This window comes from Microbacterium salitolerans, assembly GCF_019720895.1.
Taxonomy (GTDB): domain Bacteria; phylum Actinomycetota; class Actinomycetes; order Actinomycetales; family Microbacteriaceae; genus Microbacterium.
This window is the reverse complement of record NZ_JAHKSH010000006.1, coordinates 234869-261495: the sequence shown is the minus strand read 5'-3', so window position 1 is coordinate 261495 and position 26627 is coordinate 234869. Positions and strand designations below refer to the sequence as shown.

General features: G+C 69.0%; 16 protein-coding genes and 1 tRNA gene. 12 read left to right on the top strand and 5 right to left on the bottom strand.

Going from position 1 to position 26627, the window contains the following annotated elements:
• Positions 1 to 207 precede the first annotated feature (207 nt).
• The gene (locus tag KOL93_RS15230) at positions 208 to 687 is read left to right on the top strand and encodes a YbaK/EbsC family protein (RefSeq protein WP_221586244.1); all 480 of its coding nucleotides are present in this window, start codon (positions 208 to 210) and stop codon (positions 685 to 687) included.
• 83 nt (positions 688 to 770) lie between these two features.
• Here KOL93_RS15230 and KOL93_RS15225 read toward each other — a convergent pair whose 3' ends face one another.
• Positions 771 to 1928 carry an acyl-CoA dehydrogenase family protein gene (locus KOL93_RS15225; RefSeq protein ID WP_221586243.1) on the bottom strand — a complete coding sequence of 386 codons (1158 nt, stop codon included), beginning with the start codon at positions 1926 to 1928 and terminating at the stop codon, positions 771 to 773.
• A 354-nt stretch (positions 1929 to 2282) separates the two neighbouring features.
• Here KOL93_RS15225 and nrdH point away from each other — a divergent pair, with 354 nt between their 5' ends.
• Genes nrdH through nrdF form a run of 4 tightly spaced genes read left to right on the top strand, consistent with a single transcriptional unit; the run spans position 2283 to position 6183 of the window.
• Positions 2283 to 2516 (top strand): glutaredoxin-like protein NrdH, encoded by a 234-nt coding sequence (nrdH, locus tag KOL93_RS15220; RefSeq protein WP_221586242.1) that lies wholly within the window; start codon positions 2283 to 2285, stop codon positions 2514 to 2516.
• A gap of 33 nt (positions 2517 to 2549) precedes the next feature.
• Complete coding sequence (gene nrdI / locus KOL93_RS15215; protein ID WP_221586241.1) at positions 2550 to 3032, top strand: class Ib ribonucleoside-diphosphate reductase assembly flavoprotein NrdI; 483 nt, start codon at positions 2550 to 2552, stop codon at positions 3030 to 3032.
• Positions 3014 to 5176, top strand: a complete 2163-nt coding sequence (gene nrdE, locus KOL93_RS15210; RefSeq protein ID WP_221586240.1) for a class 1b ribonucleoside-diphosphate reductase subunit alpha — start codon at positions 3014 to 3016, stop codon at positions 5174 to 5176. The genes nrdI and nrdE overlap by 19 nt, the downstream gene beginning before the upstream one ends.
• A gap of 32 nt (positions 5177 to 5208) precedes the next feature.
• Positions 5209 to 6183 (top strand): class 1b ribonucleoside-diphosphate reductase subunit beta, encoded by a 975-nt coding sequence (gene nrdF / locus KOL93_RS15205; protein ID WP_221586239.1) that lies wholly within the window; start codon positions 5209 to 5211, stop codon positions 6181 to 6183.
• Between the two features lie 63 nt (positions 6184 to 6246).
• On the opposite strand, the gene KOL93_RS15200 is transcribed toward nrdF, so the two are convergent.
• Entirely contained in the window at positions 6247 to 6900 is a 654-nt protein-coding gene (locus KOL93_RS15200) for a YigZ family protein (protein WP_221586238.1), read from the bottom strand.
• Between the two features lie 360 nt (positions 6901 to 7260).
• Between KOL93_RS15200 and KOL93_RS15195 the strand changes: the two genes are divergently transcribed.
• Entirely contained in the window at positions 7261 to 9768 is a 2508-nt protein-coding gene (locus KOL93_RS15195; RefSeq protein WP_221586237.1) for a DEAD/DEAH box helicase, read from the top strand.
• 69 nt (positions 9769 to 9837) lie between these two features.
• Here the strand turns inward: KOL93_RS15195 and KOL93_RS15190 are convergent, their stop codons facing one another.
• Complete coding sequence (locus KOL93_RS15190; protein WP_260406615.1) at positions 9838 to 11379, bottom strand: MinD/ParA family ATP-binding protein; 1542 nt, start codon at positions 11377 to 11379, stop codon at positions 9838 to 9840.
• A gap of 244 nt (positions 11380 to 11623) precedes the next feature.
• Here KOL93_RS15190 and KOL93_RS15185 point away from each other — a divergent pair, with 244 nt between their 5' ends.
• The 4 genes from KOL93_RS15185 (at position 11624) to KOL93_RS16405 (ending at position 14921) form a co-directional block, all read left to right on the top strand.
• A complete protein-coding gene (locus tag KOL93_RS15185) occupies positions 11624 to 13078 on the top strand; it encodes a glyceraldehyde-3-phosphate dehydrogenase (protein WP_374107123.1) in 1455 nt (484 codons plus the stop codon).
• 86 nt (positions 13079 to 13164) lie between these two features.
• The gene (locus KOL93_RS15180) at positions 13165 to 13728 is read left to right on the top strand and encodes an asparagine synthase (RefSeq protein WP_221586235.1); all 564 of its coding nucleotides are present in this window, start codon (positions 13165 to 13167) and stop codon (positions 13726 to 13728) included.
• A 108-nt stretch (positions 13729 to 13836) separates the two neighbouring features.
• A tRNA-Arg gene (locus KOL93_RS15175) sits at positions 13837 to 13912 on the top strand.
• A gap of 115 nt (positions 13913 to 14027) precedes the next feature.
• Entirely contained in the window at positions 14028 to 14921 is an 894-nt protein-coding gene (locus KOL93_RS16405; protein WP_221586234.1) for a helix-turn-helix domain-containing protein, read from the top strand.
• On the opposite strand, the gene KOL93_RS15165 is transcribed toward KOL93_RS16405, so the two are convergent.
• Positions 14843 to 16060: an MFS transporter gene (locus tag KOL93_RS15165; RefSeq protein WP_221586233.1), complete on the bottom strand. Its 1218-nt coding sequence runs from the start codon at positions 16058 to 16060 to the stop codon at positions 14843 to 14845. The genes KOL93_RS16405 and KOL93_RS15165 overlap by 79 nt on opposite strands.
• A gap of 136 nt (positions 16061 to 16196) precedes the next feature.
• Between KOL93_RS15165 and KOL93_RS15160 the strand changes: the two genes are divergently transcribed.
• The gene (locus tag KOL93_RS15160) at positions 16197 to 18866 is read left to right on the top strand and encodes a phosphoenolpyruvate carboxylase (protein WP_221586232.1); all 2670 of its coding nucleotides are present in this window, start codon (positions 16197 to 16199) and stop codon (positions 18864 to 18866) included.
• Between the two features lie 18 nt (positions 18867 to 18884).
• Here KOL93_RS15160 and KOL93_RS15155 read toward each other — a convergent pair whose 3' ends face one another.
• The gene (locus tag KOL93_RS15155; RefSeq protein WP_221586231.1) at positions 18885 to 19316 is read right to left on the bottom strand and encodes a MarR family winged helix-turn-helix transcriptional regulator; all 432 of its coding nucleotides are present in this window, start codon (positions 19314 to 19316) and stop codon (positions 18885 to 18887) included.
• Positions 19317 to 19617: 301 nt separating this feature from the next.
• On the opposite strand from KOL93_RS15155, the gene KOL93_RS15150 reads away from it, so the two are divergent.
• Complete coding sequence (locus KOL93_RS15150) at positions 19618 to 26565, top strand: DUF7507 domain-containing protein (protein WP_221586230.1); 6948 nt, start codon at positions 19618 to 19620, stop codon at positions 26563 to 26565.
• The last annotated feature ends 62 nt before the right edge of the window (positions 26566 to 26627 follow it).

The window sequence follows — 26627 nt, the reverse complement described above, 5'->3', positions numbered from 1 at the left end:
CCGATGGTACTGCACCGGGGACGGTGTGGGAGAGTAGGTCACTGCCGGACTTCACTTAGAGATGAAAGGGTCACCCAGTGTGGGGTGGCCCTTTCGTCGTTTACGGACCCGACTTATGCTCGGGAGAAGAGGGCCATCCGTTCGCGGATGGCCCTTTTTCGTGCCTGCAGGATTCGCGGGCACTGCTCCGCCGATAGTGTCGACGGCATGAGTGCGAACCTGACCGACCGCAATCTGATCGTCTCCGAGCGTCTGCGTGCGGCGGGGATCCCCGGGGAGATCGTCGTGCTGCCGGAGTCGGCGTCGACGGCGCAGCAGGCGGCAGATGCGCTCGGCGTCGAGGTGGGCGCGATCGCGAACAGCCTCGTGTTCCTGTGCGATGGGGATCCGCTTCTCGTGATGACGAGCGGCGCGCACCGGGTCGATACTGCGGCGCTTGCGGAGCGTCTCGGCGCGGGGATGATCGGGCGCGCGAAGCCGGATCAGGTGCGCGGAGCAACAGGACAGGTGATCGGGGGAGTGTCGCCGACGGGGCATCCGCATCCTCTGCGCACGATCGTGGACGTCGATCTCGCTCGCTATCCGCAGATCTGGGCGGCCGGCGGCACGGCCCATACAGTGTTCCCGCTGACGTACGACGAGCTCGTGGCGCTCACCTCGGGCGAGGAGCACCCCGTGACCGGCTGAGGAGCGGTGGCACCCGCCGACTCCGCGCTGGCGCGCAGAGACGCCGTGCGCCACCGCTCCTCAGCCGGAGCGCGGCATATGCGTCAGAGGGAGTCGAGCCAGCTGGATGCGGCCGTCTGCCGGGCGGAGTCGGGCGACGACGGGTGGAAGACACCCGCGCGCACATCGCGCGTGAGGCGCGCGAGCTCGTGGCCGGCACGATAGCTCTGCCCGCCGGCGGCGATCGCGGCGGCATCGACGATGTGCTGCGCCGACGTGACCGCTCGGTGCTTCATGCCGGACAGCAGTGCGAACCATCGCGCGCCATGATCGGCACGCTCGTCGACATCCCGAGTGAGGGCCGCGAGCTGCAGCGTCAGAGAGTCGTAGGAGATGACCATATCGCCGATCCGCGCGCGAACGAGCGGGTCGTCGCTGCGCGGGGCGCCCGACTTCTTCGACGTGCGACGAGCGACAGCACCGGAGGCGATCTCGAGGGCGCGTTGTGAGATTCCGGTGTAGACGGATGCGACGAGGATCTCGAAGGCCGTGAAGATCGCGACCTGGAGCGGATCGGGCGGTCCGCCGAGGGGTACGCGGCGCACGACCCGTTCCACGGGCGCCACGGCCCCGTGGAGCTCCGTCGTGCGGCTCTGCGTCCCGCGCATGCCCAGGGTGTCCCAGTCGTCGTGCGTGACGACCGCGGGAACGCGTTCCATGAAGGCGAAGACGAGTGTCGGGCGGTCGGGATCCGTCGTGTCGAGTCCGTGCAGTCCCAGGGACGTCCAGACCGGAGCCAGCGACGTGAAGATCTTGGTCCCCGTGAACGAGACGCCGCCGTCATCGGTGGGGCGCGCGTCGGTGTCGCTTCCGAACAGCACCAGATCATTGCCCGGTTCGCTGATCCCGAAGGCGTAGACCTCGCCGGCGGCGGCGCCGTGCTGGAGGAAGGCGAAGGCGTCGTCGCCTCTGTCGCGCAGGATCTTGGCGACGGCGGTCCAGACGAGGTGCATGTTGACGGCGAGCGCGGTGGCCGGCGCCGCCGCCGCGAGCCGCTGCTGCAGGCACGCGGCCTCGGCGAGGGAGAGTCCTGCGCCGCCGCGGTCTGCGGGCACCAGCATCCGCAGATAGCCCGCCTCCGCGAGCTCCGCGAGGTCCTGGGTGGGGAACACGTTCTCGCGATCGACGTCGGCGGCGCGGTCGCGGATCCTCTCGAGCATTTCGTCAGGGAGGTGATCTGCGGGGTCGAACACACGGTCCATGCGACCAGCCTAGGCCGCTCCGCGGCGACCGGCTCGACACGCCGAAGCGTCGCGGATCAGACGATCCTCAGGGCTTCGTTTGTCAGGGGTCCCTCGTAGCCTCGAGGGTGTGGATAACTCTTCGTCGGCATCGTGCGATCCGCGATTTCTCGCCGATCCCGCGGCAGGTTTCGCGGCGACGCGGGTGTGGAGGAATCGGTGCATAAGGGTGTGGACGAGCGGTGGAAAGCGGTGGAGAATGACAGGGATGTAACTACTAGCCCTAGTGGTGCCCCCGAGGGGAGACACCTATATGTAGTATTGAGGTCCCGGCGGCACACCGTCGGAGACGACACTGGTCCTGGAGGGGAATTCATGGCGATCACCGTCTACAGCAAGCCGTCGTGCGTGCAGTGCAACGCGACGTACCGCGCGCTCGACGCCAAGGGCATCGAGTACCAGGTCACCGACGTCTCGGAAGACGCCGCGGCCCTCGAGCAGGTCAAGTCGCTCGGCTACATGCAGGCCCCGGTCGTCGTCGCCGACGAGGACCACTGGTCGGGCTTCCGTCCCGACAAGATCGACGAGCTGGCCGCCCGCCTGGTCTGATCCGCCGCCGACGCGGCAAGAGAGGAAGTGCTCATGACCGCGACAGCGAGCATCTCTCTGGCCTCGCACGGCGGCGCCGACCAGTCGGCGTCGTCGCGTGAGGCGCGGGCAGCTCTTCCGCTGCTGGTCTTCTTCTCGAGCGTGTCCGAGAACACCGCGCGCTTCATCGAGAAGCTCGGGCTCCGGTCCGAGCGCATCCCGCTGCATCGCCACGACGCACCTCTCGAGGTGCAGGAGCCCTTCGTGCTCGTCGTGCCGACGTACGGCGGTGGAAACGGCGAGGGAGCGGTACCCAAGCAGGTCATCCGGTTCCTCAACGACGAACGGAACCGTCGGTGGATCCGTGGGGTCATCTCCACGGGGAACACCAACTTCGGCGAGGCCTACTGCATCGCCGGCGACATCATCAGCCGCAAGTGTCGGGTGCCGCACTTGGACAGGGTCGAACTCTTCGGCACACCCGACGACGTGGTTCGCGTCAGCGATGGATTGGAAAAATGGTGGAAGCAGCAGTGACCGCGCAGCAGCTCGATTTCAAGCACAACCCCGCGTACGAGGGTCTCGACTATCACTCGCTCAACGCGATGCTGAACCTGTACGACACGGACGGGAACATCCAGTTCGAGGCGGACAAGCGCGCGGCGCGGGAGTACTTCCTGCAGCACGTCAACCAGAACACCGTGTTCTTCCACTCGCTGCGCGAGCGCCTCGACTATCTCGTCGAGAAGGAGTACTACGAGGGCGCCGTCATCGAGGCGTACGACTTCTCCTTCGTCGAAAAGCTGAACGACTTCGCGTACGCCAAGAAGTTCCGCTTCGAGACCTTCCTCGGCGCGTTCAAGTACTACACGAGCTACACGCTCAAGACGTTCGACGGCAAGCGCTACCTCGAGCGCTTCGAGGACCGCGTCGTCATGACGGCCCTCGCGCTCGCCGACGGCGACGAAGACCTCGCGTGGAAGCTCGTCGACGAGATCCTCTCCGGCCGCTTCCAGCCGGCGACGCCCACGTTCCTCAACGCCGGCAAGGCGCAGCGCGGCGAGCTCGTCAGCTGTTTCCTCCTGCGCATCGAGGACAACATGGAGTCGATCGCGCGCGGCATCAACTCCGCCCTCCAGCTGTCGAAGCGCGGCGGCGGCGTCGCGCTCCTGCTGTCGAACGTCCGCGAGGCCGGTGCGCCGATCAAGCAGATCGAGAACCAGTCCAGCGGCATCCTGCCCGTCATGAAGCTGCTGGAAGACTCGTTCAGCTACGCGAACCAGCTCGGTGCGCGTCAGGGCGCGGGCGCGGTGTACCTCAACGCGCATCACCCCGACATCATGCGCTTCCTCGATACGAAGCGCGAGAACGCCGACGAGAAGATCCGCATCAAGACGCTCTCGCTCGGGGTCGTCGTGCCGGACATCACGTTCGAGCTCGCGAAGAACGACGAGGACATGTACCTGTTCTCGCCGTACGACGTCGAGCGCGTCTACGGCGTTCCCTTCGGCGACATCTCCGTGACCGAGAAGTACCGCGAGATGGTCGACGACCCGCGCATCAAGAAGACGAAGATCAACGCGCGTCAGTTCTTCCAGACGATCGCCGAGATCCAGTTCGAGTCGGGCTACCCGTACGTCATGTTCGAGGACACGGTGAACCGGGCCAACCCGATCGCCGGTCGCATCAACATGTCGAACCTCTGCAGCGAGATCCTGCAGGTGAACACCCCGACCACGCTCAACACCGACCTGTCGTACGACCAGATCGGCAAGGACATCAGCTGCAACCTCGGTTCGCTGAACATCGCCCTCGCGATGGACTCGCCCGACTTCGGTCGCACGGTCGAGACCTCGATCCGCGCCCTCACCGCCGTGAGCGACCAGAGCCACATCGAGTCGGTCCGCTCGATCGAGGACGGCAACGACAAGTCGCACGCCATCGGCCTCGGCCAGATGAACCTGCACGGGTACCTGTCGCGCGAGCGCATCTACTACGGCTCGGAAGAGGGCATCGACTTCACGAACATCTACTTCTACACGGTGCTGTTCCACGCCCTGCGGGCGTCGAACAATATCTCGAAGGACCGTGGAGAGACGTTCGAGGGCTTCGAGAACTCGACGTACGCATCGGGCGAGTTCTTCGACAAGTACATCGAGCGCGAGTGGGCGCCCGAGACCGCCCGGGTCGCGGAGCTCTTCGAGAACCACCACATCCCGACGCAGGCCGACTGGGTCGAACTGAAGGAGTCCGTCCAGAAGCACGGCCTCTACAACCAGAACCTGCAGGCGGTCCCGCCGACGGGCTCGATCTCGTACATCAACAACTCGACGAGCTCGATCCACCCGATCGCGTCGAAGATCGAGATCCGCAAGGAAGGCAAGCTCGGCCGCGTCTACTACCCGGCGCCGTTCATGACGAACGACAACGTGGAGTACTACCAGGACGCGTACGAGATCGGCTACGAGAAGGTCATCGACACGTACGCCGCCGCCACGCAGCATGTCGACCAGGGGCTGTCGCTCACGCTGTTCTTCCCGGACACGGCGTCGACGCGAGACATCAACCGGGCCCAGATCTACGCATGGCGCAAGGGCATCAAGACGATCTACTACATCCGACTCCGCCAGATGGCCCTCGAGGGCACCGAGGTGGAGGGCTGCGTCAGCTGCACGCTGTGACGCGGACCCCGGACTTTCGAGAGAGAACATCGATGACTGAGAAGCTTCAGCTCCTGGACCACGTCCAGGCGATCAACTGGAATCGCATCCAGGACGACAAGGACGTCGAGGTGTGGAACCGCCTCACGACCAACTTCTGGCTGCCTGAGAAGGTGCCGCTGTCGAACGACATCCAGTCGTGGAACACCCTCACCGAAGACGAGCAGAAGCTCACGATGCGCGTGTTCACGGGCCTCACGCTGCTCGACACCGTGCAGGCGACCGTGGGCGCCGTGTCGCTGATCCCCGACGCGGTCACGCCGCACGAGGAGGCCGTCTACACGAACATCGCGTTCATGGAGTCGGTGCACGCGAAGAGCTACTCGTCGATCTTCTCGACGCTCAGCTCGACGCCCGAGATCGACGCGGCGTTCCGCTGGTCGATCGAGAACCCGAACCTTCAGAAGAAGGCTCAGATCGTCATGGAGTACTACCGTGGCGACGAGCCGCTCAAGCGCAAGGTCGCCTCGACCCTGCTCGAGAGCTTCCTCTTCTATTCCGGGTTCTACCTGCCCATGTACTGGTCGAGCCACGCCAAGCTCACCAATACGGCCGACCTGATCCGCCTCATCATCCGCGACGAGGCCGTGCACGGTTACTACATCGGCTACAAGTTCCAGAAGGCGCTCGAGAAGGTCGATCAGGCGAAGCGCGACGAGATCAAGGACTACACGTTCTCGCTGCTCTACGAGCTCTACGACAACGAGGTCCAGTACACGCAGGATCTCTACGACTCGGTGGGCCTCACGGAGGACGTCAAGAAGTTCCTCCACTACAACGCCAACAAGGCCCTCATGAACCTGGGCTACGAGGCGATGTTCCCGGCGAGCGTCACCGACGTGAACCCCGCGATCCTGTCTGCCCTCTCGCCGAACGCCGACGAGAACCACGACTTCTTCAGCGGCTCCGGATCCTCCTACGTGATCGGCAAGGCCGTCGCGACAGAGGACGACGACTGGGACTTCTAGACCTGGCGACGGCGAATGGGCGGGCCCCTCGGGGTCCGCCCATTCGCGTCCATCCGGGTGGTCTCAGCCACCCGCCGGAATGTCGACGACGCGTGTCGCGCCCGTGACGGGGGAGAGGGAGCCGGAGGACCAGGCGGCGATGTCGGCGTAGAGGCGGTCGATCTCGCCCTCGGGCACCCAGGCCTCGAGCGTCGCGGCCTGTCCGTAGACGACCTCGCCGAGCGTGGATCCGTGTGACGACGCCCAGTCGCGCAGCAGGTTGTCGACGCGACCGGCATCGGCGTGCGCGACGTCGACCGTGACGCGCGTCAGCGCGCGGCGACGCACGAGGCGCGCGCGGTCGAGCGTCTCGGACACCGCGGATCCGTAGGCGCGGACGAGCCCGCCGGCGCCGAGCTTCGTGCCGCCGAAGTACCGGGTCACGACCGCGACGAGGTCGGTCATGCCGCGGCGGCGCAGCACTTCGAGCATGGGCACGCCGGCTGTCCCGGATGGCTCGCCGTCGTCGGATGAGCGCGCCTGATCGCCGGTGGTGCCCGTGATCATCGCGACGCAGTTGTGTCCTGCGTCCCAGAACTCCTTGCGGACGGCCGCGATGAACGCGTCGGCCTCCTCCACGGAGGTCACCGGCTGCAGGTGGCAGATGAACCGCGAGCGCTTGATCTCGATCTCGTGATCGACCCGCTCGGCGATCGTCGTGGGGTACTCGGCGGGCATCTCCCGAGCGTACCCGCGGCAGGAGCACGGCGATCCGAGTGTCGCACCCAGAGCAGGCGGCTCCGACGGCGCGCGGCCCGCCGTCGGAGCCGCCCCGACACAACGCAGTCGAGCTGGCGCCTGTGGGGCCGGAACCCCCTCCTGGCGGGGATCCGTCTGCGGATCGACTGCATTGTGTTGGTGGCGACTCTGACGCGGATTCTGCCGTACTCCGCAGCGAGGCTCCGCGCCCGCCTCGACACAACGCAGTCGATCTGGTGCCCGCAGGCCCGGAAACCGTATTCTCGCGGGGGTCCCCCGACGATTCGACTGCGTTGTGTTGGGAGGGCGGTACAGGGCAATGAGGCAGACTCGAGGGTGATGCCCTCCCTTCTCGATTCCGCCCGCTCCGCGGGCGATGACGCCGACTCCCTCTACGACGCGTTCCTCGAGTGGACCCTCGAGAAGGGCATCGAGCTCTACCCCGCCCAGGACGAGGCGGTGATGGAGCTCGTCGAGGGGAACAACGTGATCCTCGCAACGCCGACGGGCACGGGGAAGTCGCTCGTCGCGATCGCGGCCCACGCCATCGCGATCGGCCGGGGCGGGCGCACCTATTACACGGCGCCGATCAAGGCCCTCGTGAGCGAGAAGTTCTTCGCCCTCGTCGAGACGTTCGGGGCAGAGAACGTCGGCATGGTGACGGGCGACTCGTCGGTCAACGCCGACGCTCCGATCGTCTGCTGCACGGCGGAGATCCTCGCCAACCTCGCACTCCGTGAAGGTTCGGACGCCGACGTCGATCAGGTCGTCATGGACGAGTTCCACTACTACGGCGACCGTCAGCGCGGGTGGGCCTGGCAGATCCCGCTCCTGCTGCTGCCGCGGGCGCAGTTCCTGCTGATGTCGGCGACCCTCGGCGACACGTCGCAGATCGAGAAGGATCTGACGCGCCGCACGGGTCGCGAGACGGCGCTCGTCGCGGGGGCCGAACGTCCTGTGCCGCTGCACTTCTCCTACGAGAAGCGCCCCGCGCACGACGTCGTCGAGCAGCTCCTCCAGGACGAGGAGGTGCCGGCCTACATCGTGCACTTCAGTCAGGCCGCGGCGATGGAGCGGGCGCAGGCGCTCGCGAGCATCCACGTCACGACGCGCACGCAGCGCGACGAGATCGCCGAGGCGCTGGGCGGCTTCCGGTTCACGACGAACTTCGGCAAGACGCTCTCGCGTCTCGTGCGCTCGGGGATCGGCGTGCACCACGCGGGCATGCTCCCGCGCTACCGCCGGCTCGTCGAGACCCTCGCGCAGCGCGGGCTGCTGCGCGTCATCTGCGGCACCGACACGCTCGGCGTGGGCATCAACGTCCCCATTCGCACGGTGCTCGTCACCGCGCTGTCGAAGTACGACGGACAGCGGATGCGTCGCCTCGGTGCGCGGGAGTTCCACCAGATCGCCGGGCGCGCGGGTCGCGCCGGATTCGACCCGTACGGCAACGTCGTCGTACTCGCCCCCGAGCACGAGATCGAGAACGAGCAGGCGCTGAAGAAGGCGGGCGACGACCCGAAGAAGCGCAAGAAGGTCCAGAAGAAGCAGGCGCCCAAGGGCTTCGTCAGCTGGAGCGAGCAGACCTTCGAGAAGATCGTCGAGGCGGAGCCCGAGGCTCTCTCTCCGCAGATGCAGATGACGTCGGCGATGCTCATCAACGTCATCGCGCGCGGCGGCGACGTCTTCGAGAACGTGCGCTCGCTCGTGTTCGACAACCATCAGCCGCCCCGCGAGCAGTACGCCCTCGCGCGCCGTGCGCTGGCGATCTTCCGCACGCTGCGCGACGCAGAGCTCGTCGAGGTGACCTCGAGCGGCGAGATCCGCCTCTACCTCGATCTCCAGCCCAACTTCGCCCTGAACCAGCCGCTGTCGCCGTTCGCGTTGGCGGCGCTCGAGCTGCTGGATCCGGATGAGGGCCCCGGAGCGGTGGGAACCGGGCACTACGCGCTCGACGTCGTCAGCATCGTCGAGTCGACCCTCGACGACCCGCGCGCGATCCTCAGCCAGCAGGAGTTCAAGGCCCGCGGTGAGGCCGTGGGAGCCATGAAGCGCGACGGGATCGAGTACGACGAGCGCATGGAGCTGCTCGAGGAGATCACGTACCCGAAGCCGCTCGGCGAGCTGTTGCAGCAGGCCTACGAGACGTTCGCGACGTCGCAGCCGTGGATCCGCGACTTCCAGCTCTCACCGAAGAGCATCGTGCGCGACATGTACGAGCGGGCGATGAGCTTCGCCGACTTCGTGCAGTGGTATCAGCTCGGACGGAGCGAGGGCCTGGTCCTGCGCTACCTCTCGGACGCGTACCGCACGATCCGCCAGACCGTGCCGCCCGAGGCGCAGACCGACGAGCTCGACGACATCGTCGAGTGGCTCGGCGAGATGGTCAGGCAGGTCGACTCGAGCCTCGTCGACGAGTGGGAGACGCTCATGGCGGGCCTCGACCAGCCGGCCGACAGCGGCCCCGTGCTGCCCCCGTCCCCGCCCTCCGTCGTGCAGAACCGCCGTGCATTCACGGTGCTCGTGCGCAACGCGATGTTCCGCCGCGTGCAGCTCGCCGCGCTCGAGCGCGACGACGAGCTCGAGGCGCTCGACCCCGACGCCGACTGGCCCGGCGCACTCGACCGGTACTTCGCCGCGCATGACGAGATGCTCACGGGATCCCCGGCGCGCTCGCCGCAGCTGTGCGCGATCGACGAGGCGGATCCGTCGGTGTGGCGCGTCGAGCAGACGATCGACGATCCCGCGGGCGACCACGACTGGCGGATCCGCGCCGACGTCGATCTCGAGGCGTCCGCGGAGGAGGGCGAGGCCATCGTCCGGGTGACCGAGGTCGTGCGCCTGTAGAGCGCTCTCCGTCAGACGTCTGGCGCATCCCCGCCCCGGAGGGGGGATGCGCCAGACGTCTGACGTCGGTCAGGGGCCGCTGACGAGACCCCGCGCGATCGCGGCGGTCGCGGCGAGCCAGGCGCGCTGCGTGGCGGGGCGCAGCGCGCTGTAGTGCAGGTGGCCGTCGATCATGGCGGGGTCGAACGGGACGTGGACGACGTCGCGCGTGAGCTGGCGGTAGCCGTCGACGACGCGCTTGACCTCGGCCATCGGCGCCTTCTGGTCGGCCTGGTTGACGACGGTGACGGCGTTGGCCGCGAGCTGCGCGGAGCGCTCGTCGCGTTCGGCGAGAGCGTCGAGGAGAAGCGCTCCCGCTTCGGCGTGCTCGTCACGCGTGGTGGTGGCGACCACGAGCTGGTCGGTGCGATCGATCATGCGTCGCCACAGCGGATCCGACTCGTCGTTGCCCGAGTCCATGACGATGAGGCGGTAGTAGCGGGCGGCGACGGCGTGGATGCGGTCGACGTCCTTCGCGCTGACGCGCTGCTCCTCGGCGAGCGCGATCGGCTGCGAACGGAGGACGTCGAAGCGGTCCTGCCGCTGGTGGTGCACGTACTGCGCGACGTCGGCTGCCTGCGCATCGTTCGACAGCAGGTGATCCGACTCCTCGAGCATGTCGTGCAGCGTCGCCTCGTGGGGGCCCTGCTCGGTGCGCCAGCCGAGCGTTCCGCGCGTCTGGTTGTTGTCCCACGCGAGGACTCCCGCGCCGCCGAAGCGAGCGAAGACGGCAGCCGTGAGGATCGTCGTCGGCGTCTTGCCGGATCCGCCCTTGCCGTTCACGACGGCAATCGTGCGCGGACCGGGCCAGTGCTCCGCGACGGCCATCTGGTCGGCGCGCTCGGCGCGCTCGTCGGCGCTCGGGGCCATGCGGAGGCCCATGCGGGTCATGGCACCGCGGAAGCCGCGTGTCGCGGGATCCTCTTCGCGCTCGTCCGCGCGCTCGCTCGTCAGGAACGTCTCGCGCTGGGCGCGGCGATTCGCGAAGTCGTCAGCCGACACCTGCTCGGTGGCGGCGGGCGCGGCGGACGGCTCGACGGGCTCCGCCGTCGTCGCATCAGCGGCGGAGGCGCCCGCGCCCGGCGAGGGGTCGATGACCGTCATCGGCTGCGTCGCGGCATGGCGCGTGTCGGGGCGGGTGAGGCGTGGAGCGTCGCCCGTGCTCGCGGCAGCAGGAGCGGGCGTCGAGGAGACGGGACTCGAGGAGACGGGGGACGATGCGGCGCGGGCGGAGGCGGCCGCGGGCGTCGGGTGCCGTGTCCCGTCGGGTGCGGCGTACTCCACGTTCTCGTCGCCGTCGACGAGGAGCGGCCACCGGCCATCGGGCTCGGTCACGATGACGCGCGTCGGAGCGCCGAGCTGGCGGGCGATCTCGGCGGTGAGCTTCACGATCTCGCGGCGGGCGTCCTCCGCGTGCGTCGTCGGGATCGTGCGCGGTGTCTCGTCGATGACGAGGACGACGGATCCGTCCGGATGAATCGTGGCGTGGAGCCCATCGTCGTTCGAGCTGTCGCGCATCGCGCCCCCTTCGGTGCCTGAAGCATCGTCGACGCCGTCCCGTGCGGTCGGCATCGTGACAACACTATCGATCGTCCGCCTGCGAGAGTGCCGCGGACGGGGCTTGCAGAATGCGTAAGAAGTCGGGTTCTTGCGGCGTGATCTCGCCGCAGGAATCGGATACCTCCGCGTAGGCTCGAAACGCCACAAGCCACGCGGGCCGTGCCGCGTCCGCCAGACAGAGGAGTCCAGCAGCGTGAGCCACCTCTACGAAGAGCGCCGAGTCGAATGGATCGCCCGAGAGGAGCTGGCCGAGCGGATGATCCCGCAGATCGGCCGTCTCTACCGCGAGTACGGCATCGTGCCGTCCATCCACGGGCGCCGCCTCGTCAACCTCGGACCGATCGAGATCCTCAAGGCTCACCGCTTCACCCGCAAGTTCGGCGATCAGGTGCTGCGCCCGGAGAAGACGATGGCCGTCCTGGAAGCGCTCGATGCGATCCAGCCGGGTCCGGCCTCGGTCGACGTCGCCCGCCTCGTGACGCGCTTCGACGACGCCGGCGGCTCGTATGACGAGGGCGACGAGCTGAAGGCGTTTCTGCGCGTCGAGCTCGCTGAGGTCCTGAACGGCGACGCGAGCGAGCCGACCGATGTCGTGCTGTACGGCTTCGGCCGCATCGGCCGCCTGATCGCTCGGATCCTCATCTCCCATCAGGGCAACGGCGACGGCCTGCGCCTGCGTGCGATCGTCGTGCGCAAGGGCGCCGAGGACGACCTCAAGAAGCGTGCGAGCCTGCTGCGTCGCGACTCCGTCCACGGCCCCTTCCAGGGCACGACCGAGGTCGACGAGGAGGCGGGCACGATTCTCGCGAACGGCACGCTCATCCAGGTGATCTACTCGGATGACCCGTCGGCGATCGACTACACGGCGTACGGCATCGATGACGCGGTGATCGTCGACAACACCGGCCGGTGGCGCGACGAGGAGGGGCTCGGCCAGCACCTCCGCGCTCAGGGGGCCAGCCGCGTCCTGCTGACGGCGCCCGGCAAAGGGTCCATGAAGAACATCGTCTTCGGCGTCAACGGCGACGACATCGCAGCCGACGACACCATGATCTCGGCCGCGTCGTGCACGACGAACGCGATCACGCCGGTTCTCGCGGCGATCGATGAGGCCTACGGCGTCGTTCGCGGGCACGTCGAGACGGTGCACTCGTTCACGAACGACCAGAACCTCATCGACAACTTCCACAAGGGCGAGCGCCGCGGACGCGCGGCGACGCTCAACATGGTCATCACGGAGACCGGCGCGGCCAAGGCCGTCGCGAAGGCGCTTCCGCAGCTCAAGGGCAAGCTGTCGGGCAGCGCGATCCGCGTCCCCACGCCGGACGTGTCGCTCGCGATCCTCAACCTGCAGCTCCGCACCGCGACGACACGGGACGAGATCAACGCGTTCCTGCGCCAGACGTCGATGACGTCGCCGCTGCGTCAGCAGATCGACTTCAGCGAGTCGCCCGATGCCGTCTCGACCGACTTCGTGGGCAGCAATCGCGCCGGCATCGTCGACGGCCTCGCGACCCAGGTCAACGGCGACGACAACGTCGTCCTGTACGTCTGGTACGACAACGAGTACGGATACTCGTGCCAGGTCGTGCGCGTGCTCGAGCGCATGGCCGGCGTGCACCCGACGATCCTCCCCGTGCGCGAGCCGGTGGCCGTCGACGCCGCGGTGGCGGAGGAGATCTCGGCCGAGGCGGAGGCCGCGCTGGCCTGAGCGCCGTGCGAATCCGCTGAGGGGCGGATGCTCCCGATGCACGTGCCGCCGCGCCGCTAGGCTGGGGAGGAGGTGCAGGAGGAGACATGAGGCGCAACGCCGAGGCGATCGAAGAGGGTGTGGCCATCGCCCTCGCCGCCGCGCGCCTGGAGGTCAAGAACCGGATCCTCGTCGAGACGATCGCCGACGGTGACGACTTCGCGCCCGAGGTGGTCGGGGGCGACGCGCGGGAGGCGCTGCTGCGCCTCGCCGCGGAGCAGGATGACGCGGCCGCGGCGATGAGCAAGCTGCGGCTGAAGGCCTGGGGGCGGCACAGCGATCCGCATGGCACTCACGACTATCGCGACCGTGATGTGCGCAACCTGCGCCGCCGCGCCAAGCAGTACTCCGGCGTCGCCAAGAAGCTGCGCGCGCTCGCCGAATCCGACGATGCTGTGCGCACGCTCGTCGAGGACGCCCGGGGCGCCGCGTGGCACGACGTCGAGGTCAACATCGCGTCGCGTCTGCGCATCGAGGCGATGCGCCCGGACGATGATCCTGACTACGACAAGATGCGCGAGGCGCGCATGCAGGCTCTTCGCATGGTCGACCTCCAGAGGCTCTCGAGCGACGTGAAGCGGCGGAAGAAGCACAGGCACGCGGCGGACTGACGCTGTCACCGGTCTCTCAGACACGCCCGAAGCTGTGCGGTTCCCGGACTGATTTCCGTTCTGCTGCGGCGTCGATGTAGGCTGTATGAGTTGCCACGGCAGCAGGATGCGCCCCTAGCTCAATGGATAGAGCATCTGACTACGGATCAGAAGGTTGGGGGTTCGAGTCCCTCGGGGCGCACCAATTCGTGAAAGACCCGGCTCGTGAGAGCCGGGTCTTTTGCTGTGTCCGGGCATCGTTCGCGAGTGTGTCACATCTCGGGAGGAATACGCTCCGGCCGCCTCGGGTTGTGGCACGCGTGGGGACCGCAGACACCGTCGAACCGCTCGAGCAGGCGCTCGCGGCCATGGAATGGCGCGTGCTGCGCGGACGGCGCATCGCGCTCGCGCCGGGCGAGGCGGTGCGGATGCGGGTCGGAGTCGCGACGCTCGGCTACGTCGTCTCGGGCGACCTGGTGGGCGTGGCGGGGGATCGATGCGTGGCGCTCCCGCGCGGCGGCGCCGTCGTCTCGATGGGACGCGTGCCGATCTCGCTGCGCGCAGCCTCCGGCGCCGAGGTGGTGGTCGCCGAGCTCGAGCCCGCGGATCCCCTCGCGACGAGTCTGCTGCCCGATGTGCTCACCGTCGCGGACTTCGCCGACGTCGAGCCGACGATCGCGCAGATCGCGAGCGACATCGGTCACCCCTCCTGCCGCGCCCCGCGCGCCGCCAACGGCACGATCTGCTCCCTCATGGCGACGACCGTCGTCCTCGCCGCCGTGCGCGCGTGGGCCGAGCGCGGCTGCGCGCCGGAGGGCTGGCCGATGCGCTCCGCGGATCCGTTCCTCTCCCGGGTGCTCGACGCGATCCACGCCGACCCCGGCCGGAGCTGGTCGGTCGGGGAGCTCGCGGCGATCGGCGCGATGTCGCGCACGGTGTTCGCGGAGCGCTTCCGCGGCGCCACCGGACAGACGCCGGCGGCGTACCTGAACACCCTGCGGATCGACCAGGCGAAGGAGCTGCTGGAGTCCGGACGGAGCGTCGCCGATACGGCGCGGTCGCTGGGCTACGGATCCGATGAGGGATTCAGCCGAGCCTTCCGACGTCGTACCGGCATCGCGCCGTCCGGCTGGCGTCACCGCCTCTCGGCGACGCGCCCCGCCGACACGAACAGCACCGCTCCGACGGCCGCGCACACCGTCGCGACCGCGTAGGTCTGCAGGATCCCCGCGGCGTCGACGAGGAGACCGCCGATTCCTGCGGCGAGCACGATCGCGAGCTGGAAGCCCACCACGACCAGGGCTCCTCCCGACTCGAGGCGGTCGGGGGCGAGCCGCGCGATCCACGTGTTGAGCACGATGAGCCAGCCGCCGAACGCCGTCCCCCACACGAGCACGGCGGCCCCGAACACCCAGGCGGATCCCGTTCCCAGAAGAGCGACCAGGATCGACACGGCGACGAGCAGCGGCACCGCCGCGCGCAGCACGCCGAGGTGCCGGTCGACGAGGGCGCCCGCGATGACGTTGCCCGCGAGCCCGCCGACGCCGAACAGGGCGAGGAGCGTCACGATCCCGGCCTCGTCGAGCGGCTGCGCGCCGAGCGTCACGCGGTCGAGGGCGAGTCGGATGTACGTGTAGGCCGTGACGTGACCGAACACGACGAGCACGTGACCCGCGAGCCCGAGGCTCAGGCCGGGGCGGCGGAGCGTGTCGAGGAGGGTGGTGAGCCGCGTCGCGGGCTCGGCAGGAACCGGGGGCAGCAGGCGCCACAGGCCGACCGCGATCGCCGCCGTCACGACGGCGGCCGCGACGAAGACCATGCGCCAGTCGGCGAAGCTCGACAGCAGGACGCCGATCGGCACGCCGGCGACGGTGGCGAGCGAGACGCCTGCCGTCGTGAACATGACGGCGCGGCCCAGGTGCTCGGGGCCGGCGACGCGCGACGAGACCGTCAGCGACATGGCCCAGAATCCGCTCAGCGCGATGCCGAGGAGGACGCGCGCGATGAGCACCAGCCACAGCTCGGGGGCGAACGCGACCGCGAGGTTCGATACCGCGGCTCCGGCGGCGAGCGTCGCCAGGAGCGCACGGCGGTCCATCCGCGGCACGACGAGGCCGACCGTCGGCGCGGCGATGAGGCCGACGAGCGCCGTCACGGTGACCGTCTGCCCCGCTTGGCCCGGGGTCACGCCGAGATCCGCGGCCATCTCGGTCAGCAGGCCGTTGGGAAGGAACTCCGCCGTGACGAGCGCGAAGCTCGTCAGCGTCATCATCACGAGCGCGGCGTAGCGCAGCCGTGGGGAGGGGGCGGCCGCCGAGGGGAGCGGCGTCGTATCGGTGTGTGCGCTGGTCATGGCTCTACGCTCGCGTGCCGGCGACATCGTCGCCCGACCGGGCGTCCGCCCGATCCGACCGATCGTCCGGGCGGCGGATCCGGCGGACGGTTACGGCCGATGTGGGTCCTCGCGCCCTGCCCGCTAACGTGAAAGCATGCCTACCCCCACTCCCACCGAGATACTCGACGTCGTCGGCCGTCTGGAAGCCGAGCAGGAGATCCCCGACGAGATGCGCGCCGATGTGCGCCTGCTCGGGCGTCTCCTTGGACACGTGCTGATCGAGAGCGGATCCGACGGGCTGTTCGAGGACGTCGAGCGCCTGCGCATCGCGACGATCGAGGCCTACACGGACCCCACCTCCGACGCGTTCGATCGTGCGACTGCGATCGTGCAGGAGCTCTCGCCGAGTCGCGCGGACGAGGTTGCGCGGGCGTTCACCGTGTACTTCCACCTCGTCAATCTGGCCGAGGAGCGCCAGCGCGTGCGCGTGCTGCGTCGACGCGACGGCGACGGGGGCCGCGACCCGCGCGGCACGATCCCCGACGCCTTCTCGGCGCTCGCCGCCGAGGTCGGCGAGGATGCGGCGCGCGAGCGGCTGGACGGGCTCTGCTTCCACCCCGTGTTCACCGCGCACCCGACCGAGGCGCGACGGCGCGCGATCTCGACGAGCATCCGCCGCCTGTCGACGCTCGTCGACGAGCTGTCGGCCGCGCCGCGGGGCGGATCCGCCGAGCAGCGCACGCGCCGCCACATGCTCGAGGAGATCGACACGCTGTGGCGCACCTCGCCGATCCGGCCCGAGAAGCCGTCTCCTCTCGACGAAGTGCGCACCGTGATGGCGGTGTTCGATGACACGCTGTTCACCGCCGTCCCCGAGGCGTATCGCCGTCTCGACGACGCCCTGCACGGCGACGAGGGCGGCTCGCGCGCCCCGGTCGTCACGCCGTTCGTCCGCGTCGGCAGCTGGGTCGGCGGTGACCGCGATGGCAACCCGTTCGTGACGGCGAAGGTCAGCAGGCAGGCCGCGGCGATTGCGAGCGAGCACGTCCTGATCGGCCTCGAGCGCGCGGCGCTTCGCGTCGGCCGGGGGCTCACGCTCGGCGCGTCGTCGACGCCGCCGAGCGCCGAGCTGACGGCCCTCTGGGAGCGGCTGCGCAGCGCGGATGAGGACGCGGCGGCTGACATCGCCAAGCGCTCGCCGAACGAGCCGCACCGGGCGGCCGTGCTGCTGCTGGCGCAGAAGCTCACGGCGACGCGCACGCGCAACGCCGACCTCGCCTACCGCGACCCGAAGGACCTCGTCGCCGATCTGCGCACCGTGCAGGCCTCGCTCGTCGCCGCCGGCGCCGTCCGCCAGGCCTACGGCGAGATCCAGGACCTCATCTGGCAGGTCGAGACCTTCGGGTTCCACCTCGCGGAGCTCGAGGTGCGTCAGCACTCGGCCGTGCACGCGAAGGTGCTTGCCGAGCTGGACGCGGGGGCCGAGCGCAGCGAGCTCGCCGAGGAGGTGCTCGAGGTCTTCCGCGCCATCTCATTCGTGCAGGATCGCTTCGGTCCGCGCGCCGCGGGTCGCTACATCGTGTCGTTCACGCAGTCCGCGCAGGATCTCGCGAACGTGCACCGACTCGCGCGCTACGCGGCCGGGGAGGCCGGCACGCCGCCGGTGCTCGATGTGATCCCGCTGTTCGAGACCTTCGACGACCTGCAGGCGGCGCCGGGGATCCTTGCGGAGATCGTCGACCACCCCGAGTTCGCGTCGCGCCTCGACGCCACGGGGCGCCGACTCGAGGTCATGCTCGGCTACTCGGATTCGTCGAAGGACGTCGGCCCGGTTGCGGCGACGCTCGCGCTGTACGAGGCGCAGGCGGCGATCGCCGAGTGGGCTCGCGCACAGGAGATCGAGCTCACGCTGTTCCACGGCCGAGGCGGCGCACTGGGACGCGGGGGTGGGCCGGCGAACAGCGCCATCCTCGCGCAGCCGCCGCACTCGGTCGATGGACGCTTCAAGCTCACCGAGCAGGGTGAGGTGATCTTCGCGCGCTACGGGGATCCCGACATCGCGATGCGTCACATCGACCAGGTCGCGGCCGCGATCCTCACGGCCTCCGCGCCCTCGAACGAAGACCGCAACCGCGGCGCGGCCGATCGCTTCTCCGACATCGCGCAGCAGATGGAGACGGCGTCGCGGGCGCGCTTCTTCGACCTCGTGAAGGCCGACGGATTCGCGCCGTGGTTCGCCACCGTGACCCCCATGGAGGAGGTGGGTCAGCTCGCTCTCGGCTCGCGGCCCGCCCGCCGCGGGCTGTCGGTGGAGTCCCTCGAGGATCTGCGTGCGATCCCGTGGGTGTTCGCCTGGACGCAGGCGCGCATCAACCTCGCAGGGTGGTTCGGGCTCGGCACGGCGCTCGACGCCGTGGGAGACGAGGCGCGGCTGCGCGAGGCCTACGACGCCTGGCCGCTGTTCCGCACGATGATCGACAACGTCGCGATGAGCCTCGCGAAGACCGACGACCGGATCGCGCGCGAGTACCTGGCGCTCGGCGATCGGGAAGACCTCGCGGCGCTCGTCCTTGACGAGATGGCGCTCACGCGCGACTGGGTCGTGCGGATCGTCGGCGGCGATGGGCTTCTCACCAACAAGCCCGTCCTGCAACGCGCGGTCAAGCTGCGCAGCCCCTACGTCGACGCACTGTCGCTGCTGCAGCTGCGCGCTCTGCGCAGCCTGCGGGATGCGCCGGAGGGCACGGAGGCGGATCCCGACGTGCGTCGGCTTCTCCTGCTCGCCGTCTCGGGTGTCGCGGCCGGCCTGCAGAACACCGGGTGACGGATCGCGGCGGGGGCGTCAGCCCTCGCCGCGGATCTTCCGCGTGAGCGTCGTGAGGGTCTTGAGCTCGTCGTTCGTGAGAACCGACATGCGGTCGGCGATGCGCTTGCCGTGCTGGACGGCGATCGAGCGGAAGGCGTGCACACCCTCCTCGGTCGCCGTGACGAGGGAACCCCGCCCGTCATCGGGATCCGGGGCCTTGGTCGCGAGGCCGCGGGCAACCATCTTGTCGACGAGGCGCGAGACGCTCGGCTGGCTGATGAGCATGTTCGCGGTGATGTCGCGGAGCCGGGCCGTGTGGTCGGGAGCGCGGGTGACGGTGAGCAGCACGTCGTACTCGCCCTGTTGAAGCGGGGAGTCGGCGAAGTCGCGCTTCACGTCTTCGAAGACCTCGTGCTGAGCGCGGAAGAGGCTCTCCCACGCATCCACGGCAAGACGGCGATCCGGCATGCATTCAAGTGTATGCGTCGGTCGGTCGGTGCGGTGGTGCAGAAGGGCCCGGCCGAAGAGTTCTCCGACCGGGCCCATGTCCCTTGCACCAAGAGTGTCCTGCAATCACATGCCGGTGACCGCCACAGCAAAACGATCACCGTGCTTCGCACTCTATAACGACGAGGTAACGGCGAACAAGGCGATGTCGTTATGTTTCCGTTATTCATGTGCGAGGCATAGGGATCCCTCAGGGTCGCGGCACTCCGCGGCCGATGTGCGACCACTGTCGTCGACGGCGCCGCGGCGATAGCATTCGGGCGTGTCCTCCCGAATGAAGAGCCTGATCACGGACGTGCGGAAGCGCGGATTCCGCATGGTTGCGATGGGCGCCTGCGCCCTCGTCGTGGCGGCGATGCTGGGCGTCGTCGCCGACGTCGCATTGCCCGAACCGGCTGCCGCAGTCCAGGATCCGACCACCTGCGGCGACGCGGCGGCGCTCGTCAATGGAGGATTCGAAGAGCCGAAGGTCTCGAACGGCCAGTACGGCCTGTTCGCAGAAGGAAATGTCCCGGGCTGGAGCACCACGGACAGTCGCAACCGAATCGAGATCTGGAGCGACGGCTTCAACGACATCCCTGCCGCGGAAGGCAGTCAGTTCGCGGAGCTGAACGCCTACAGCGCCGGCACGCTCTCTCAGGACGTCGCCACGACTCCGGGCCAGTCGCTTTCTTGGTCACTGGATCACCGGGGTCGCCGGGGCACCGACGTCATGAGGGTTCTGATCGGCCCCCCGGGTGACCTGGTTCAATCTGGCCCCGATATCAGCGACGGACAGGAATGGGGACAGCACTCCGGGGCGTACATCGTTCCCGAGGGTCAGACCACGACGCGGTTCGCCTTCCAAGCGGTCAGCTCGTCGGACGGCAACGTCGCCGTCGGCAACCTTCTCGACAACATCACGTTCGGGACGGGCCCCTGCGTCATCAGCGACAAGACCGTCGAGAACATCTCGCGCGGCGGCGCTGAGGCGCAGGTCGGCGACGTCCTGCGGTACACGGTCACCACGCGCAACGACGGCGGGAACTCGGCGCTCGAGATGGCATCGTCCGATGCGCTCGCGCCCGGCCTCGACTTCGTTCCCGGATCTCTGCGGATCGTGAATGGCGCCGGCGCCGGCGCGCTCACCGATGCCGCGGGAGACGACCGCGGTGAATACGTCGGTGCCGACCGCACGGTGCAGGTTCGTCTTGGCGAGGCGGCGACGGCATCCGCCGGCGGATCGATGCTGCCCGGCGCGACGACGACGTACCGCTTCGACGCGAAGGTGAACGTCGAGGCGGCCGGTGGGACGCTCGAGAACGAGGCGCAGGTCGGATTCCACGACCCCGTACTGGATCAGGACCGCGTCTCCACGACGCAGACGACCGAGACGCCGGTGGCACCTGCGGCCGATCTCGCGATCACGAAGACGCTTGACACCTCGCCGCTCGTCGCCGGCGAGCCCGTCTCCTACACGCTCACGGTCGCGAACAACGGTCCGCAGGCGGCCGAGGACTTCACCGTCTACGATCCGGTGCCCGCGGCGCTGAGTGATGTCCAGGCCGAGACGACGTCCGGCTCCTGCCTGGTGACGGGGAGTGTGAACTGCGTGGGCGGGCCGCTCGCGAACGGCGAGAGCGCGGAGATCACGATCACCGGTGTGCTGTCGCCCGACGTAGGTGCAGGATCCGCCCTCGTCAACACCGCACAGGTCGAATCCGCCACGACGGATCCGGACCAGACGAACAACACCTCCACTGCGTCGGATACCGTCACTGCCGTCGCCGAGGTCTCGATCGAGAAGACGTTCGCCCCCGACGTTCCGACGGCGGGCGACGAGGTCGTCTACACGATGGTCGCGACAAATGCCGGGCCGTCGGCCGCCGAAGACGTCGTGATCACGGACCCGCTGGATCCGGCGACGACGTTCGTGAGTGCTGAGACGGATGCCGGCTCCTGTGAGTTCGACGGGGCGGTCGTGTCCTGTGATGCCGGTTCGCTGGCGCCGGGGGCGTCCGTCGAGGTGACGGTGACGACGACGCTGGCTCCGGGGGTCGACGCGGCCGTGCAGAACACGGCGACTGTCACGACCTCAGCGTCCGATGGCGACGCGACGAACAATGCGAGCTCGACGAGCTTCGAGCCGACGATCGACGCCGATCTGGCCGTCACGAAGGAGGCGTCGGTCGAGACCGCGACCGCTGGCGAGACGTTCACCTACACCGTCGGGGTCGAGAACCTCGGCCCGTCCATCGCGCAGAACGCCGTGCTCACCGACACGGTCCCCGAGGGGCTGGTCGTGCAGAACGTCTCGCAGCCGACTGGTGCCATCTGCTCGTTCGATGCCGCGAGCGTGCGATGCGATTGGGCGGCGCTGCAGCCAGCAGAGGCGGCGACCGTGGACATCGACGTGCTCGTCCCCGCGGACGCGCCGGCTGGCTCACTGATCAACACCGCCTCGATCGCGGCGCCGTCCGATGACTCGGACACGACGAACAACTCGGCCTCCGCGACCGTCGTCGTCGAGCAGAGCGCGGACATCGGCGTCGTGAAGACCGCGACGCCGAACCCCGGCGTCCCGGGGACGGAGCAGTCCTTCACGATCACCGTGACCAACGACGGCCCGTCCACCGCGCGTGGCGTGACCGTCGCGGACGTCCTGCCGACCGAGCTCCAAGAACCGGTCGCTGACGATGCCTGCCAGGTCACGGGGCGAATCGGCACGTGCTCCCTCGGCGACCTCGCCCCGGGCGAATCGGCCGCCGTGACGGTGGCGGGCACGATCGCCGCCGACGCCACGGGCAGCCTCTCGAACACCGCGACCGCTACGTCCGGCACACCGGATCCCAACGGCGACAACTATGCGGACACCGTGGTCGTCCCCCTCGAACCGCAGGCCGACGTGTCGCTGACCAAGACGACGTCGACCCCCGATGTCGCGCTCGACGGCGAGGTGCAGTATCTCGTGACGGTGCGCAACGATGGCCCGTCGACGGCGACGGGAGTCGTCGTGGAGGACACCATCGAAGAGGGCATCGCGCTCACCGGCGCGGAGGCGTCGACCGGCACCTGGACGGGCGGCACCTGGAATGTGGGGGCGCTGCAGCCGGGAGAGGAGGCCGAGATCGCGATCACGGGCGTCGCCCTGGCCGAGGGGACGTTCACGAACACGGCGACCGCGTCGTCCGAGACGCCGGATCCGGATGCGGACGATCTCGTCGACACGGCGGATGTCACGGTCGCGGCGTCTGCCGATCTCGCGATCACGAAGAGCATCTCGGAGGACCCTGCGCCATCGAACGATGAGGTCACCTACACGCTGGCGATCGAGAATCTCGGTCCGAACGACGCCACGGAGGTCGTGGTCACCGATGAGATCCCGGTGGAGCTCATCGGTGCGGTCTCGGCGAGCGAGGAGTGCGTGATTGCGGACGGCGTGGTGTCGTGCGAGCTGGCGGAGCTGGCAGGCGGCGAGTCGGCGGAGTTCGCGTTCACGGGCACGGTGGATCCCTCGACCGGTTCGGACGAGATCACGAATACGGCGAGCGTCACCGCGTCGCAGGCCGACCCGGAGACGGGGAACAACTCGTCCACGGTGGTGACGCCCATCTCGGGCGAGGCGGGGATCGAGCTGACGAAGACGGCCCCGCAGCCGGTGGATACGAACGGCGACGGCCGGATCGCCGCGGGCGACGATATCGAGTACGACTTCGTGGTGAGCAACACCGGCTCTACGACCCTCAGCGACGTGGCTCTCGACGACCCGCTGCTCGGCGGCGCGGTCGGCTGCCCGGCACTCGAGGGGGCGACGCTGTCGCCCGGGGACGAGGTCGAGTGCGGACCGGCCTCGTACACCATGACTCAGGCGGACCTCGACAGGGGCGTCGTCGAGAACACTGCCGCCGTGACGGCGGAGTCGCCGCGCGGTCCCGTGGACGCCGACGCGCAGGCGACGGTGATCGTGCCGACCGTGAACGCGGTCAGCCTCGCGAAGTCCGGCGGCACCCCGACCGATGTCGACGGCGACGGGTCCCTCGGCGCCGGCGACACGATCGAGTACGCCTTCTCGGTGACGAACGCAGGAACGTCCACGCTCAGCGGAGCCGAGATCACCGATCCGCTGCTGGGCGGCGACATCGCGTGCTCCGACCTCGACGGTGCGGAGATCGCGCCAGGGGAGACGATCGAGTGCGACCCGGTGGTCTACGAGCTGACGCAGCAGGACATCGACAACGGATTCGTGCACAACGAAGCGCGCGTGACGGCTGACGCCCCGAGCGGACCGGTTGCCGACGACGCGCATGCCGACGTGGATGTCGACGGCACCGACGCGCTCGAGCTGCACAAGAACGCCGCCGGTGTCACTGACGTCGACGGCGACGGTCGCTACGGCGCAGGCGACGAGATCGACTACACCTTCACCGTCCGCAACTCGGGCACGACCTCGATGACCGTCGACGCACTCGACGACCCGCTGCTCGGCGGCGACATCGGCTGCTTCGATGACGGGGCCGTGACGCTCGCACCCGGCGAGACGGTCGAGTGCGGGCCGGTGACCTACGCGCTCACGCAGAGCGACGTCGACGCGGGCGTGGTGGAGAACACGGCGACCGTTCAGGGCGAGGGACGGATCCGGGTGCAGGACGCCGGATCCGCGCAGGTGCAGTTCGGCGCCTCCGCGGGCGTCGACCTGACGAAGACCGCCGCGTCGCCGGCTGATGAGAACGGCGACGGGATGATCGGCGCGGGCGACACCGTCGCCTACTCGTTCATGGTGACGAACACCGGGACGGCGACGCTGACGGACGCGGCGATCGAGGATCCGCTCCTCGGCGGGCCGGTCGAGTGCGCCGGGCTCGAGGACGCGATCGCGCCCGGTGAGTCCGTCGACTGCGGTCCCGTCTCGTACACCCTGACGCAGGCGGACGTCGATTCTGGGACTGTTCGCAACGAGGCGTCGGTTCTCGCGCAGTCGTCGGCGGGTGAGGTGCAGGACACGGCCTCCGCGGATGTCGACGTGGCCGGCACGGATGCTGTCGAGCTGGTCAAGTCGGCGGCGTCGCCCTCGGATGAGAACGGCGACGGGATGATCGGCGCGGGTGACGCGATCGCGTACTCGTTCACGGTGAGCAACACCGGGACGACGACGCTGACGGATGCCGCGATCGAGGATGCCCTGCTCGGCGGCGCGCTGGAGTGCGCCGACCTGGCAGCGGCGTCGATCGCCCCGGGCGACGACGCGGACTGCGGACCGATCGACTACACGCTGATGCAGGAAGACGTGGACGCGGGTGTGGTGCGCAACGCGGCATCGGTCACGGCCTCGGCCCCGCGCGGGCCCGTCTCCGACGACGCCGAGGCGACGGTCAGCCTGGCCGTGGCCAACGGCATCAGCCTCGCGAAGACCGCCGGTGAGCCGATGGACGTGGACGGCGACGGCGCGCTGGGAGCGGGGGATGTGGTCGAGTACTCGTTCACGGTCACGAACACGGGGACGACGACGCTGACCGATATCGCCGTGAGCGACCCCATGCTCGGCGGCGATGTCGACTGCGCACCGGCAGAGGGCTCGGCTCTCGCGCCGGGTGAGAGCGTCGAATGCGACCCGGTCGAGTACGTCCTCACGAGCGAGGACATCGATGCGGGGGTCGTGCGCAACACCGCCTCGGTGACCGCGGCTGCGCCGCGCGGAGACGTCGCCGACACGGCGTCGGCCGAGACGACGATCGAGGGCACGAGCGCGGTCGAGCTGATCAAGACGGTGGTCGCGGTGGCCGACACCACGGGCGACGGGCACATCGGGGCGGGCGACGAGGTGTCGTACGCATTCTCCGTCGTCAACGTCGGCACGCGGACCGTGATGGGGGCGGTGATCGAGGATCCGCTGCTCGGCGGGGTGCTGGACTGCCCGTCGCTCGAGGGAGCCGATATCGCGCCGGGTGACGCGATCGACTGCGGGCCCTACGCGTACGAGATCACGCAGGCGGACGTGGATGCGCAGCGCGTGCACAACACCGCGAGCGTGTCGACGGATTCCGTCTCGGACGAGGCGAGCGCCGATGTGATCATCGCGGGATCCGACGGCATCTCGCTGGACAAGACCGGTGTCGCCGTGGACGTCGATGGTGACGGGCACATCGGGGCGGGCGACGAGGTGTCGTACACGTTCACCGTGCGCAACACCGGGACCACCGCGCTCCGCGACGTCGCGATCGATGACCCGCTGCTCGGCGGCGCGGTCGACTGCCCGGCGCTGGCCGGTGCCGTGCTCGCGCCGGGGGAGACGGCCGACTGCGGCCCGGTCGCGTATGAGATCACGCAGGCGGATATCGACGCGCAGAGCGTGCACAACACCGCGACGGTCGCGGGAACGGGCATCGGCGCCGTGGACGACGAGACATCGGTCGATGTCGCCGTGGACGGAGAGGACGGGATCGCCCTGGTGAAGTCGGCGGCGGCGATCCAGGACGCGAACGACAGCGGCGCCACCGATGCCGGCGACACGATCGACTACTCCTTCGCGGTGACCAACACCGGCACGACGACCCTGACGGGTCTGGAGATCGCCGATCCTCGCATCGAGGGCGACGTCGTCTGCGAGGCGACCGAGATCGCACCGGGCGACATGGTGACGTGCGAGGCGGAGCCGGTCGCTCTCGTGCAGGAGGACATCGACGCGGGCGAGGTCGTCAACACGGCGACCGCGACGGCGTTCGGCGCTGGCGGCCGCGAGGTCAGCGCTGAGGACACCGTGACGACGTCAATCGATGAGCAGGCGGCGATCGCTTTGGACAAGACCGGCGGTGACTATGCCGATGCGAACGGCGATCGGGTCGTGAACGCGGGTGACACGGTGCAGTTCCGGTTCTCGGTGACCAACACCGGGTCCACGATGCTGTCGGATGTGGTCATCGACGATCCGAAGCTCGGCGGAGAGGTCGCCTGCGACATCCCCGACCTCGAGCCGGGCGAGTCCGCCGACTGCGGGCCCGTGGTCTACACGATCACGGCGGATGAGGCGCAGGCGCGCACGGTCGTGAACGCGGCGACGGTGAGCGCGGCGAGCGGCGCAGTGGTGGTGACGGCGTCCGACTCGGTGGCCGTCGATCTCCCGGAGCTCGCCGCGACGGGTGGTCTGGTGATGGGCCTGGGCTGGGCGCTCCTGCTCCTGGCGCTCGGGTTCATCGCCCTCATGATCGCGCGGGCCGGCCGCCGGAAGCTCGTCTAGCGGCCGCCTCCGGGCATCGCGCCGCGACTCGGACACCATGTTCGGTGTCCGAGCCGCGGCGC

Coding starts and splice junctions, on each gene's coding strand:
- KOL93_RS15230 (WP_221586244.1), top strand. CDS start 208: ATGAGTGCGAACCTGACCGACCGCAATCTGATCGTCTCCGAGCGTCTG.
- KOL93_RS15225 (WP_221586243.1), bottom strand. CDS start 1,928: ATGGACCGTGTGTTCGACCCCGCAGATCACCTCCCTGACGAAATGCTC.
- nrdH (WP_221586242.1), top strand. CDS start 2,283: ATGGCGATCACCGTCTACAGCAAGCCGTCGTGCGTGCAGTGCAACGCG.
- nrdI (WP_221586241.1), top strand. CDS start 2,550: ATGACCGCGACAGCGAGCATCTCTCTGGCCTCGCACGGCGGCGCCGAC.
- nrdE (WP_221586240.1), top strand. CDS start 3,014: ATGGTGGAAGCAGCAGTGACCGCGCAGCAGCTCGATTTCAAGCACAAC.
- nrdF (WP_221586239.1), top strand. CDS start 5,209: ATGACTGAGAAGCTTCAGCTCCTGGACCACGTCCAGGCGATCAACTGG.
- KOL93_RS15200 (WP_221586238.1), bottom strand. CDS start 6,900: ATGCCCGCCGAGTACCCCACGACGATCGCCGAGCGGGTCGATCACGAG.
- KOL93_RS15195 (WP_221586237.1), top strand. CDS start 7,261: ATGCCCTCCCTTCTCGATTCCGCCCGCTCCGCGGGCGATGACGCCGAC.
- KOL93_RS15190 (WP_260406615.1), bottom strand. CDS start 11,379: ATGCCGACCGCACGGGACGGCGTCGACGATGCTTCAGGCACCGAAGGG.
- KOL93_RS15185 (WP_374107123.1), top strand. CDS start 11,624: ATGATCCCGCAGATCGGCCGTCTCTACCGCGAGTACGGCATCGTGCCG.
- KOL93_RS15180 (WP_221586235.1), top strand. CDS start 13,165: ATGAGGCGCAACGCCGAGGCGATCGAAGAGGGTGTGGCCATCGCCCTC.
- KOL93_RS15165 (WP_221586233.1), bottom strand. CDS start 16,060: ATGACCAGCGCACACACCGATACGACGCCGCTCCCCTCGGCGGCCGCC.
- KOL93_RS15160 (WP_221586232.1), top strand. CDS start 16,197: ATGCCTACCCCCACTCCCACCGAGATACTCGACGTCGTCGGCCGTCTG.
- KOL93_RS15155 (WP_221586231.1), bottom strand. CDS start 19,316: ATGCCGGATCGCCGTCTTGCCGTGGATGCGTGGGAGAGCCTCTTCCGC.